Raw genomic sequence first — 13,249 nt, forward strand, 5'->3', positions numbered from 1 at the left:
TTTAACAATTATAATGAAAATTTAATCTTTCGTAAATTCATATTTTTGACCACCTTGATTCAGCGTTACGCTTTTTCGATCTTTAGAAAACTGAAATTCAATTCCAGCTGCAGAAAAAGCAAACTTATCATTTCCTTCATATTCCAGAGGAATTTTTGGTTGACCGGTTGCCTGCAGCATCAAAGAATTATTTTCAGCAGTAGTCACAATTTTCAAAGGCAGTTGCTTACTGGAGAAGTTCCCGACAAAATCTTTAAGATCAATTTTGTCAAGGACTGCATTTCCCATTGTAAAAGTATTATCAGCAACATTGGCATCAGGCAAAGTTCCTTTTGGATCTAACTGAACAGAAATAATTTCTTTTGTAGTTGGCGCTTCAAAAGACCATTCGGAATTTCTTTTCCAGATCTCCACAGGAAGTTTCATATTCTGCTTGGTTCCGTCTTTAAAGGTAATATCCAAATTTACCGGTATCGGAAGTTGCCCAATATTTTCAATTTTGATGACTGCACCTTTCTTAAAATCACCATTTACATATTTTACGTTCGTTACAGCTTGATCAATCTTCCACTTGTTAACAAACCAACCTCTCCAGAACCAGTTCAGTTCTTCGCCGGAAACATTCTCTATGGTTCTAAAAAAATCTTCCGGAGTTGGATGTTTGAAAGCCCATCTTTTAATATATTCTCGAAAAGCTTTATCGAAACGCTCTTCGCCCAGAATATTTTCGCGCAACATCGTTAAGCCTGCTCCCGGTTTATAATATCCCAGAAAGCCTAAATTTCTTTCTTTTAAATTATCAGGTGCGGTCATAATAGGTTCCATTTGGTCACTGTTAAAAGCAGGTGCCATACTTTGCGCAGATTTTGGTTGATAGTATTCTCCTTTATTAAAATCTTTTTCAGAAATAGAATTGATAAAAGTATTGAAACCTTCATCCATCCAGGCGAACATTCTTTCGTTAGACCCCACGATCATTGGAAACCAGTTATGCCCGAATTCATGATCGGTAACGCCCCAAAGATCGGCACCTTTCGAATTCATGTGACAGAAAACGATTCCGGGATATTCCATTCCACCCTCATTTCCGGCGACATTTACCGCATTTGGATAGGTATATTCATACCATCTTTTTGAGTAATGTTCAATGGATGATTTGGTATATTCAGTTGATCTTCCCCAGGCTGCATTCCCATCACTTTCAACAGGATAGGCAGAAATTGCTAATGATTTTTTTCCGCTTGGTAAATCAATTTTCGCTGCATCCAGAATAAATGCAGACGACGAAGTCCAGGCAAAATCACGGGTGTTTTCAATTTTAAATTTCCACGTTTTGGTTGCGGAAGAATTTTTTTCGGCGGCATTTGCTTCAGAAGCGGAACGAATAATCACTGTTTTATCGCTATTTCTCGCCTGATCCCATTTCTTATTTTGTTCGTTCGTATAAACTTCTTTTGCATTTAATAATTCTCCTGAAGCAACTACATATTGATTGGCTGGAACGGTTAAGTTCGCGGTAATATTTCCGTATTCGAGGAAAAACTCACCTGCTCCCAGATAAGGCAAAGTATTCCACCCGCTGATGTCATCATAAACACACATCCGCGGAAACCATTGTGCGATCGTAAATATTTTTCCATTTTTTGTCGCTTCTACTCCCATCCTGTCTGAACCATAGTTTGGAGAAACGAAGGAATAATTAATGATGAATTTCACCACACCGCCATTTGCTTTTAAATCCTGGGGCAGATCGATCTGCATTCGGGTATCTGAAACCGTGTAAGTTGGATTTATCTTAAAATTTTTACCGTTTGCAGAAAGTATTTCGACTGATTTTATGGTATAACCGCCATCGAATTCCTGACCGTGTGCTCCATTTCTACTTCCCATCATAGGAACTACGGCATTACCACGCGAATTCTTTTTAAATAAATTTTGATCCAGCTGCAGCCATAAAAAACTCAAATTATCATAACTGTTATTCGTATACACAATTTCTGCTGAACCGGAAATTTCGTTTTTTGAATCATTTAAAGTTGCATTCAAAACATAATCTGCACTGTTTTGCCAATAATTATGACCGGGTTGTCCGCTTGCTGAACGGGTTTCAGTTCCATTATTTTGATAAAAAAACGGTTTGAACGCTTCAGTGTAACTGTATTTAGGTGCTGCAGTTTGCGCCGAGAGATTTACGGAAATTGCCACCGCTAAAGTTAAAAGCGGTTTAAATAGTTTGAAGTTCATGTGGATGATTTTAGGGATAAGTAAAAATAAACCCAACATTGTTACAAATGTTGGGTTTAAATGTTATTTTGTTTAAGACTATTTAGATTTCTTTGCCTTGATCATCGATTCCAGCATATCCCACATTTCCTGCGGAATTTCTTCGAGCATATTGAATTCTCCTGCTCCCTGCAACCATTCGCCACCATCGATGGTTACGACTTCACCATTCATGTAAGCTGAATAATCCGAAACTAAATAAGCAGCAAGATTCGCCAGTTCCTGATGATCACCAACTCTTCTTAAAGGGACTTTTTTAGTCATATCAAATTTTTCTGCGAGATCTCCGGGTAGCAATCTTTCCCAGGCTCCTTTTGTTGGAAACGGTCCGGGTGCGATCGCGTTGAAACGAATATTATATTTTGCCCACTCTACAGCTAAACTTCTGGTCATTGCCAGAACGCCGGCTTTTGCACAAGCGGACGGAACAACGTACGCAGAACCTGTCCAGGCGTAAGTGGTGACAATATTTAAAACTGTTCCGGGAACTTTATTGTCGATCCAGTATTTCCCGATGGAAAGTGTGCAGTTTTTGGTGCCTTTTAAAACAATGTCTAAAATAGAATCGAACGCGGAGTGCGTTAATCGTTCTGTGGGTGAAATAAAATTTCCGGCAGCGTTATTTAAGAGAATATCGATTTGTCCGAATTCTTTGATCGCTGCGTCTTTCATGGCTTCAACCTCATCCCAATTTCTCACGTCACACGCAACGCACAAAACTTTTCCACCAGTTTCCTCTTCTAGTTCTTTTGCAGTTGCTTGCAATTTTTCTAGATTACGGGAAGTGATGACGACTTTTGCGCCAAGTTGCAGAAAATATTTGGTCATTGCTTTTCCAAGCCCGCTTCCGCCACCGGTTACGATGGCTACTTTATCTTTTAATGCATCTTCTTTGAGCATTGGTTGCGTGTACAAATTCATATTTTAATTTTGATTTAAATTTAAGATTAATTTATCGTCTCAAGAAATTTTATAAAATGTATTGAATATCAAATTAAAATGAACATTTTTTTTCTGTGGTTGGAGGGACAATGTTTTAAATACAGGAAGGATATTTTTTTAAACATAAAGTCACAAATATTTTTTAGAAATGATTGTTGTGAAAAAAGATCATGAAGGATTTTTGTGGCGGAAGTTTTCGGATGAAATCTTAATTAGGTTAGATCTTGTTTTTTTCTACAATAAAAATTTTAGACTTATTGTGATTTCGAATATTGTTGCTGAAGTGGTAAAATATGAGGTCAAAATTTCAGTTAATTCTAAAGATTTTCTGTGGATTGGCTATATTTCGTAATATAGAAGGATTGTGATGGTTGGTTGAGGAGGTTTTTTGAGTATTTTAGCGGGTGCAAATGTGTGAGGATTTCAAAGGCCTTCCATTATTGGATTGCTGATATAATCTCATTATAAATTGTAGTGATTTAGAATTAATTTTAAAACAATGGTATTTATGAATTTTGAAAATGAACTTTTGACCTACGTAAATAAATTAGAAGATGTAAATATTCTAGTGGGAGTGAATGGAAGTGGTAAAAGCTCATATCTCAATGAAATTGCTAAAGTACACATTAGCAACCAGAGGACCGTAATTGCTATAGCAAACACAATTTTTGATAAATTTACAATCAGAGGTTCAAATGCAAAAATATTAAGAAATTCTAAAGGAAAAAATATTGTTAGAGACTCAATTAAAGATGTTTTAAGAATATTAGAAAATGAAAATTTCAAAGCATTTAATCGTTTAAGAAATGTATTTGAATATATAAATTTCGCTCCTCGAATTGAATTCAAGATAAATAAACTAGATTTGGATTTTAGAGAGCGAATTATTGAATCTGATTTATTTAATAGTGATGAAAAAGAAGATCTACTATATTTTTTAAATAGAGCGTATGATGACTTTCTAATTGAGAATGAAAATATTTTTATTTTAAAATTTTATGATAATAACGAATTTGAGAATCTAAGAAATATATTTTTCCTTAAAATACTTAATTTCGAAAATAGGTTACGAAAATTAAAAATTTTAAATAACATTGAGATTATTTTAATTAAGGATGATCAAAGATTTGAGTTAAATAGTGCCAGCTCAGGTGAATTATCAATAATTGCTTCGCTGATATTTATTAGTGCTCATATCAATGAGAATTCTGTGATTTTAATTGACGAACCCGAAAATAGTTTACATCCAAAATGGCAAATTGAATATGTAAATCAGTTACTTGATTTATTCTATTTGTTTGAACCAAAAATTGTAATTGCGACCCACTCTCCTCTAATTATTAACGGTGCGGAAGTTAATGTTCCATCTACAAATATTTATAAGGGAAATGGATTTAATAATTTCATAAGGCAAAAAAGTGATTTACTTAATGTTGAAGAAATCTATGAAAACTACTTTGATGTTACCACACCAGAAAACAGGTTTGTATCAGAAAAAATTATCGCGGAATTTAACCTATTAGCTGAAAAGAAAATAAAGTTTTATGAATTTGAAGAAGTTGTTGGGGAATTTATTAATAACTCTTATGACACAAAGCAAATTGAAGCTTTAAACGGTATAATTGAATTGGCAGGGAAATTTAAAGATAATTAATTGTTATGTATACAGATATTGAATTGCAAATTATTTTGAATTGCAAAGAAGAAGGTGGAGATATTTGGAATAATGAGGCTATTAAAGACATAAAAAGAAAATTAAAAGAATATTATCTTACCAAGAATAATTACGAATGCTGCTATTGTCGTAAAAATTTTTATGGTGAATTTTATATGGTTATTGATATTGAACATATTTTACCCAAAAAAAAATTTCATGATTATATGTTTGAACCAGACAATTTAAATGTAGCTTGCAAAAGGTGTAATATGAATATAAAGGGCGATAATACAGATTTTATCGTAAATATTACTAATATAACACCTGATTTCAAAATTTCATCAAAATACCATTTTATTCATCCAAATTTTGATAATTATTATGATCATATGGATTATTTTGTTATTATAAAAAATGAAAAAAAAATTATAAAATATAATCCTATATCAAATAAGGGTAAATACACCTATGATTACTTTCTCCTTCAAAAATTAGAAGTGGATTATTTTAATTATGCTCAAGGTGTGGAATATAACCGAACGGATTTCAGTGAATATATCCCTACCGATATCGAGCAAACCCTACAAAACTTTTTAAACGACATCTAAAAAAACTGCTCCAATCACGGAGCAGTTTTCTGTATCAATTATTTTTTAAAATTTAGTACCCGAAAAGTTCTTCTAAAGAAATTTTCTTCACCTCACCCAATTTTTCCAGGTCTTTCATCGGAACTCTTTTTTCTGACGCTACAATCGCGTAAGTGTAAGGTTTTCCGGAGAAATTAGTGTCGTGGAAAGTTTTCAGATCGTGCATTTTAATGTTATCTACAGTGCTGTAAATGTTTTTTCGTGGATCTTCATTCAAGCCTAATTCTTTCGCCGCCAAATAGTTGAAAATAATATTATCCTGCGTAATTCTTTCCGTCTGAATATCTTTCTTCACCTGCGTTTTTGCCAGGATTAAATTCTGAGATAGATCAGGCATTTTGGTCAACAATTCAGTCATCGCTGTCGTTGCGTCATTGAATTTATCGGCCTGACTTCCCACATAGCTCATCATGTAATATTCCTGATCTTTTTTCTGAGGCTGAACGTAAACTCCGTAAGTGGAATACGCCAAAGCTTTACTTTCACGGATGGTCTGAAAAACGATGGAACCCATTCCGCCCCCAAAATAATTATTGAAAACTTTTACAACGGTGTTTTTGTTCGGATCGTAATTTTCGGTATTTCTGATCCAGCGCGTTTCGGCTTGAACCATGTCGTAATCGGTAAACAATACTTTATTTTTGGTTTGTGCAGTTTGTTTGAAAACTCTGGTAGAATCTGTTACCGCGAATTTTGCCGGAACTTTATGCAGTGTTTTCAGTTTGCTGTCTAACTCTTTCAAGGAAGCTGGACCGTAATAAATAGCAGTTTGTTCGTAGTTATTGAGGTTTTTAATTCGGTTGACCAATTCTGCAGAAGTCGTCGCTTCTAACTCGGAATTACTCAAAACATTATTGAATTTATTTTTCTCACCGTACAAAGCATAACTTGTTAATCCCTGCAGAATCGCAGATTTACTGGCTTTTACATCTTTACGTGCTTTTGCCATTCTTTCTTTCAAACTTTTTAAAGCAACATCATCTGCTTTTACATTTTGAATAAGATCTTCGTATAATTTCACAGCTTTGTCGAAATTTTCCTGTAAACCTTCGATGGAAACAGTCGTGTACTCTTCGCCAGTCGAAACCGTAAAATTGCAGGCGATCTTGTAAAACGCTTTCGAAATTTCTTCGGAAGACATTTTATCGGTTCCTAAAAACTGAAGATACTGCGCCGCAAGTGGCTGTTTCAAATCATTTAAAGAACCGATCTTGTAACGGTATTTCAAACGGAAGATCTCATTGTCGGTATTAGGAACGTAAAGCACTTCTGCTTTTCCTAACAATGATTTCTGAATGTCTTTTTTGTAATCTAAAAATACGGGTGTCGAAGGATTGTTTGGCATTTCATCAACCATTTTTACAAAGGCAGATTGTTTGTCGGCGTTTGTTTCAACCGGAGTGATCTGTGGTTTTTCAATTTTCTGAGAAGCGGGAGATTCTCCTTTTCTCTTCAAGATCGCCACATAATTTTCACCCAAATATTTATTGGCAAAAGCGACGATATCAGCTTTAGAAATCTTAGAAAGATCATTTACATAAGCAACCTGATCTCTCCAGTTTAACTCGGAAGTGAACGCATCCATCAAAGAACCTGCGCGATCATCATATTTTTCGGATTCGTAAATTTTATTTTTCTTGATGTTATTAATGATCGAGGTAATTAAATCTTCATCGAAATTTCCTTTCTTTAAATTATCGATCTCGCCTAAAACTAAAGTTTTTACTTCATCTAAACTTTGTCCGTTCGTTGGAGCTGCACTAATGTACAAAACACCGTAATCGATCAAAGTAAAAGTTTCTGCGGAAGCGCGTAATAATTTTTGTTTTTTAACCAGGTTCAGATCCATTAAACCTGCTTTACCATTAGTCAGGATTTGACCTACTAAATCAGCGATCAAAACATCTTTGTCTTTATTTCCGGGTAATCGGAAACCGATAGTTAAATTTTCTGCATCCGGACCGGTGATTTCTTTGACGATGGGTGCCGTGATGGCAACTTCTGGTGTGAAGGTATATTTCGAAACGGGTTTGTTTTTCATGTACCCAAAATCTTTGTCGATCTGCGCGATGACAACATCCGGATCAAAATCTCCCGATAAAATGATTCCCATATTGTTGGGAACATAATAATTGTTGAAATATTTTCGGATCTCAATTAGAGAAGGATTCTTTAGATCTTCCACCGTTCCGATGGTTGTTTGCTGACCGTAGTTGTGATTTTTAAATAAGTCTGCAAATAAAGTTTCGAAAACTTTGCTGTTATCACTGTCTAAACTTCTGTTTTTTTCTTCGTAAACTGCCTCCAGCTCAGTATGGAAAATTCTTAAAACAGGATTGCGAAAACGTTCTCCCTGAACCGCTAAATATTTATTCAAAGAACTGCTCGGAACATCATCGGTATAAACCGTTTGCTCAAAACTTGTGAAGGCATTTGTTCCTTGAGCTCCCATTGAAGTCATCATTTTATCATACTCATTCGCAATCGCAAATTTACTTGCAACTCCGGAAACGGAATCAATTTTTTTGTAGATCGCTTTTCTTTGCGCATCATCTTTGGTTTTATTGTACTGCTCGTAAAGCCCATCGATCTTATCTAATTCCGGTTTTTCTTTCGCCCAGTCCAGAGAACCATATTTATCGGTTCCTTTAAAAACCATGTGTTCTAGATAATGCGCCAAACCTGTATTGGTTCTCGGATCGGTTTTGCTTCCCGCTTTCACAGCAACATACGCCTGAATTCTGGGATCTTTTTTGGTTGGACTTAAAATAACGGTCAAGCCATTTTTCAAAGTGTAAAATCTGGCGCTCATCGGATCATTGGTCACATATTTATAGGTGTAACCGTTTGAGGTCGCTTCTTTCCACTCATATTTATTTTGTGCAAAAGTTTGCAGAGAAAAGAGCAACATGAAAATTGCTAGGGAGAGTTTTTTAAACATAAATTATTTATTTAAAGGATTAGACGGATTTATTGGTAAAATGGTATAGATGATTTAGAATTTCAATGTTAGAATGACAAAAAAAATTACAACTTTTTTGAATTTGATTCCGAAAATATCTCAACCTTTTTAGATTTGATTCCGAAAATAAGTCAACGTTTTTGGATTTGGGAGTGAATTATCTATCAAAAAGCAATCTTTCACCGTGTTTTTCGTCTGAAACTTTTCCATCTGAAAAAGCCAGGAAACCATTCACGAATGTGTGTGTAATTTTAGAATGAAATTCAGTTCCTTCAAAAGGACTCCAACCGCATTTTGCCAAAATATTTTCTTTTGAAACGGTGTAACTTCCATTTAAATCAATTAAAACGAGATCTGCTTTAAAACCTTCTTTAATGTAGCCACGTTTTTCAATTTGAAAAAGAATTGCCGGATTATGGCACATTTTCTCCACGATTTTCTCTAAAGAAATCTTTTCATTTTTAAAGTTTTCCAGCATCACGTTTAAAGCGTGCTGAACCAATGGACCTCCAGAAGGCGCTTTCAAATATTTCTGAGATTTTTCGTCCAATTTATGTGGCGCGTGATCGGTTGCGATGACATCAATTCGGTCATCCAACAAAGCTTCCCACAATCCGTCTTTGTCTTTTTGAGTTTTTACGGCAGGATTCCATTTGATGAAATTTCCTTTTGTTTGGTAATCTTCATTCGTAAAAGTGAGATGATGAACGCAAACTTCGGCAGTGATCATTTTATCTTTTAAAGGAATATCATTTCTGAACAAGTCCATTTCTTTTGCGGTTGATAGATGGAAAACGTGCAATCTCGCTCCCGTTTTCTTCGCCAACTCAATTGCTTTTGAAGAAGAAATATAACACGCTTCTTCGCTTCGAATTAAATGATGACACTCCACCGGAATATCGTCGCCATATTTTTCTTTAAAGATCTCTGTATTTTTTCTGATGGTCGCTTCATCTTCGCAATGAACGGCGATTAGCATTTTGGTGCTGCGGAAAATCTTTTCTAAAGTTTCGGGATTATCAATCAGCATATTCCCGGTGGAGGAACCGAGAAATAATTTAATTCCAGCCACATTTCGGGGATTGGTTTTTAAGACTTCCTCGAGGTTATCATTCGTTCCGCCCATTAAAAAGGAATAATTGGCAAATGATTTTTCCGCGGCAATTTTATATTTATCTTCTAATAATACTTGAGTAACGGCATTTGGTACCGTATTCGGTTGTTCCATAAAACTCGTAATTCCACCTGCAATCGCAGCTCTTGATTCACTTTCGATATCGCCTTTCCAGGTTAAACCCGGTTCGCGAAAATGAACTTGATCATCAATAATTCCGGGTAAAAGATATTTTCCTGTAGCATCAATAATTTCATCCACATTTTCTTCCGAAATATTTTTCTCAATTTTAGAAATTAAATCATTTTCGATAAGAAGATCGCTTTCAAAAATTTGATTTTCATTAACGATCTTGGCGTTTTTAATTAGAATTTTCATTTTATGGAGAATGAGATTTAGTAGATTGAAAATTGAGATTGGCTTTTGGCAATCAAGTTTCACAAATTTAATATTTTAAAGCGGAAAACACTTATTCCTTTTTTATTCAAAAGCTGTTGAAATTTAGATGGTGAATTGAAACCACGAATACACTAATTTTAATTTTTCCATAACTAATGTATTCCGAAAATTTGATTCGAACATTTGTGGTAAAAAAGCATTTGTTAATTCTTGTTGATTTCAAATCTCAAATCTATTTATTTATATTTGCAGAAATTCAGAGATTTTGTATAAAAAATTATTGGGACAAACGGCGATTTATGGATTAAGCACCGTTATCATTCGGCTGTTTCCTTTTATCATCAGTCCTTTTGTCACCCACGCTTTTGGTCCTTCTTATTTGGCGCCGTTTATTGATTTTTATTCGGTTGCGGGGATCATCATCGTTTTACTCTCTCACGGAATGGAAACTACATTTTTCCGTTTTGCAGAAAAAGAAGAAGACACAAAAAAATTAATTTCGACTGCTACGATAAGCGTGGTGGTGGCTTCTGTTCTTTTTATGCTGTTTGCTTATATCTTTCGGCAGGATTTAGCAATCGCCTTCAAAACGCCTGATCAGATTAATCTTTTAACGATGATGCTTTTCGTTTTGGGTTTAGATGGACTTTCTACAATGCCTTTTGTGATCTTAAGAAAAACGGGTCGCCCGAAAAAGTTTGCGATCATCAAAATCATCAACGGTGTCATCAATTTTGTGCTGGTCGTTTTCTTCATAGTGATCTTACCAAAGCTTGGAAACGAAGGCATTTTAGGTTTATCTTACAATAAGAATTTCGGAATTGGATATGTCTTCGTCGCTAATTTAGCAGCAAGTGCGGTAACTTTCTTATTGCTTGCTCAGGAAATAAAATCGGTGCGGATCGCGGCTTTTGACTGGCAACTTTGGAAAAAAATGATGGCTTATTCCTGGCCAATCACCATCGCAGGTCTGGCTGGAGTCATCAATGAAACCATGGATCGGCAGTTTTTAAAATATCTTTTACCTGACGGAACGAATACCGAACAAATGGCTATTTATGGCGCAGTTTGTAAAATCGTGACTTTCTTAACGCTATTCCGACAAGCTTATTTATTAGGAATTGAACCTTTCTTTTTCTCGCATGCAAAAAACGAAAACTCCGGTCGATCATACGCCAAGTTGATGGATTTATTCGTGATTGTAAATTGTATTATTCTGCTTGCGTTATGTGTTAATCTGAACTGGCTGGCGAAACTTTACCTCTCAAATCCGGCTTATAATGAAGGAATTCCAATTGTACCAATCGTTTTAATGGCAGCGGTATTTTTAGGAATTTATTTGAATATGTCGGTTTGGTACAAACTTTCCGACAAAACTATATTTGGAGCATATCTCTCAGTTCTTGGAGCTGCGGTAACGATTGGAATCAACTTATATTTTATTCCGGTTTATGGATATTGGGCTTCAACCTGGGCCACATTTTTCAGCTATCTCACCATGATGATCGTTTCCTATTTCCTTGGCCAATATTTTTATCCCGTTCCTTATCACATGAAAAAAATTATTGGATATTTGGGTTTAAGCATCCTGTTTTCAGTAGTTTCTTATTATGTTCTGAATGGCAATTTAATTATAGGAAATTTATTATTAGTGGTATTTTTAGCCATTGTTTTTTACTTTGAAAAAGATACTTTAAGAAAAATTAGACAAACTTAATATGCAGATAAAAATCATCAATAAATCCGAACATCCCTTACCAAAATACCAGACAGAACTTTCGGCAGGAATGGATCTTTACGCCAATCTTGAGGCAAGCATTACTTTGAAATCACTGGAAAGAAGATTAATTCCTACGGGTTTATTTCTTGAACTTCCGGCAGGAGTTGAAGCTCAGATCAGACCGAGAAGTGGTTTAGCCATAAAAAATGGAATTACCGTTCTTAATGCTCCCGGAACCATCGATGCAGATTACAGAGGAGAAGTTGGCGTTATTTTAGTAAATTTGTCGGCGACGGATTTTAGTATTGCCAGTGGTGACCGAATTGCACAAATGGTGATCGCAAAATATGAAACCGCAGAATTAGTTGAAGTTTCTGTCTTAGCTGAAACATCACGCGGAGAAGGTGGATTTGGCAGCACTTCGAAATAAAAATATAAAAAATAAATTGCTAATTTTTTAGCAGAAAATATTTAAGAAATTATGAAAATTATTGTTCCTATGGCTGGACGAGGTTCCAGATTAAGACCTCATACTTTAACTGTTCCAAAACCTTTAATTCCGATCGCAGGTAAACCAATTGTACAGCGTTTGGTGGAAGATATTACCAAAGTTGCGGGAGAAAAAATTGATGAAATTGCCTTTATTATTGGTGATTTCGGACCTGAAGTGGAAGCCTCTTTAATTAAGATCGCTGAAAAATTGGGAGCAGAAGGAACTGTTTATACTCAGGACGAACCGCTCGGAACCGCTCATGCAATTAAATGTGCAGAAGCATCGATGCAAGGTGATGTTGTTGTCGCTTTTGCCGACACTTTATTTAAAGCAGATTTTATTCTGGATACCAATGCAGATGGGGTAATTTGGGTGAAAAAAGTGGATGATCCCTCCGCTTTTGGCGTAGTAAAGTTAGACGACTCCGGATTTATTACAGATTTTGTTGAAAAACCGACGACCTTCGTTTCCGACCTTGCTATTATTGGAATTTATTATTTTAATTCAGCAGAAAAATTGATGGCGGAAATTAATTATATCATGGATAATGATATTAAGCAAGGTGGTGAGTATCAACTGACAACCGCGCTGGAAAATCTTCGTCAGAAAGGTGCAAAATTCTCCCTTGGAAAGGTAGATGACTGGATGGATTGTGGTAATAAAAACGCAACAGTAGAAACGAATTCAAAGGTTTTAGAGTACGAAAGAGAGAATGTTGCGGATTATCCGGCTTCAGCTAAAATTGAAAACTGTTTAATTATTCCACCGTGTTTTATTGGTGAAAACGTAGAACTGTCTAACTCGAAGATCGGACCCGGAGTTTCTATTGGCAACAACACGAAGGTTATTAATTCGAACATCGACAATTCATTAATTCAAGAGAACACCACCATCGACCATGGTAATTTAAGCAACTCAATGATCGGTAACTCTGCCCAATATTTTGGCGTAGCAAGAGAAATTTCTCTGGGTGATTTTTCTGTCTTAGATTTCCTGTCGAACAAAAACGGTAATTAATAAGACAACAACAAG

The 13,249-nt window shown here is 35.4% G+C and carries 9 protein-coding genes; 5 read left to right on the forward strand and 4 right to left on the reverse strand.

Going from position 1 to position 13,249, the window contains the following annotated elements; all coding sequences use genetic code 11:
• Nucleotides 1–21: 21 nt before the first annotated feature.
• Together ACZ9HT_RS01060 and ACZ9HT_RS01065 are read right to left on the reverse strand one after the other, a co-directional pair.
• Nucleotides 22–2,244, reverse strand: coding sequence for a M1 family metallopeptidase (locus ACZ9HT_RS01060; protein ID WP_476038577.1), 2,223 nt, complete (start codon nt 2,242–2,244; stop codon nt 22–24).
• A 78-nt stretch (nt 2,245–2,322) separates the two neighbouring features.
• Nucleotides 2,323–3,204, reverse strand: coding sequence for an SDR family oxidoreductase (locus tag ACZ9HT_RS01065; protein WP_476038578.1), 882 nt, complete (start codon nt 3,202–3,204; stop codon nt 2,323–2,325).
• 529 nt (nt 3,205–3,733) lie between these two features.
• Between ACZ9HT_RS01065 and ACZ9HT_RS01070 the strand changes: the two genes are divergently transcribed.
• Nucleotides 3,734–4,879, forward strand: coding sequence for an AAA family ATPase (locus ACZ9HT_RS01070; RefSeq protein WP_476038579.1), 1,146 nt, complete (start codon nt 3,734–3,736; stop codon nt 4,877–4,879).
• A gap of 5 nt (nt 4,880–4,884) precedes the next feature.
• Complete coding sequence (locus ACZ9HT_RS01075; protein ID WP_476038580.1) at nt 4,885–5,490, forward strand: HNH endonuclease; 606 nt, start codon at nt 4,885–4,887, stop codon at nt 5,488–5,490.
• Between the two features lie 52 nt (nt 5,491–5,542).
• On the opposite strand, the gene ACZ9HT_RS01080 is transcribed toward ACZ9HT_RS01075, so the two are convergent.
• Both ACZ9HT_RS01080 and ACZ9HT_RS01085 read right to left on the reverse strand, forming a co-directional pair.
• Nucleotides 5,543–8,470, reverse strand: coding sequence for a M16 family metallopeptidase (locus tag ACZ9HT_RS01080; protein ID WP_476038581.1), 2,928 nt, complete (start codon nt 8,468–8,470; stop codon nt 5,543–5,545).
• A 178-nt stretch (nt 8,471–8,648) separates the two neighbouring features.
• Nucleotides 8,649–9,983: a dihydroorotase gene (locus ACZ9HT_RS01085; RefSeq protein WP_476038582.1), complete on the reverse strand. Its 1,335-nt coding sequence runs from the start codon at nt 9,981–9,983 to the stop codon at nt 8,649–8,651.
• A 286-nt stretch (nt 9,984–10,269) separates the two neighbouring features.
• Between ACZ9HT_RS01085 and ACZ9HT_RS01090 the strand changes: the two genes are divergently transcribed.
• The 3 genes from ACZ9HT_RS01090 to ACZ9HT_RS01100 are packed head-to-tail and all read left to right on the forward strand — an operon-like array spanning nt 10,270 to nt 13,234.
• The gene (locus ACZ9HT_RS01090; protein ID WP_476038583.1) at nt 10,270–11,721 is read left to right on the forward strand and encodes an oligosaccharide flippase family protein; all 1,452 of its coding nucleotides are present in this window, start codon (nt 10,270–10,272) and stop codon (nt 11,719–11,721) included.
• A gap of 1 nt (nt 11,722) precedes the next feature.
• Nucleotides 11,723–12,154: a dUTP diphosphatase gene (gene dut, locus ACZ9HT_RS01095; protein ID WP_476038584.1), complete on the forward strand. Its 432-nt coding sequence runs from the start codon at nt 11,723–11,725 to the stop codon at nt 12,152–12,154.
• 51 nt (nt 12,155–12,205) lie between these two features.
• Nucleotides 12,206–13,234, forward strand: coding sequence for a sugar phosphate nucleotidyltransferase (locus tag ACZ9HT_RS01100; RefSeq protein ID WP_476038585.1), 1,029 nt, complete (start codon nt 12,206–12,208; stop codon nt 13,232–13,234).
• Nucleotides 13,235–13,249 lie beyond the last annotated feature (15 nt).

Source organism: Chryseobacterium sp. UYP7 (assembly GCF_056279225.1).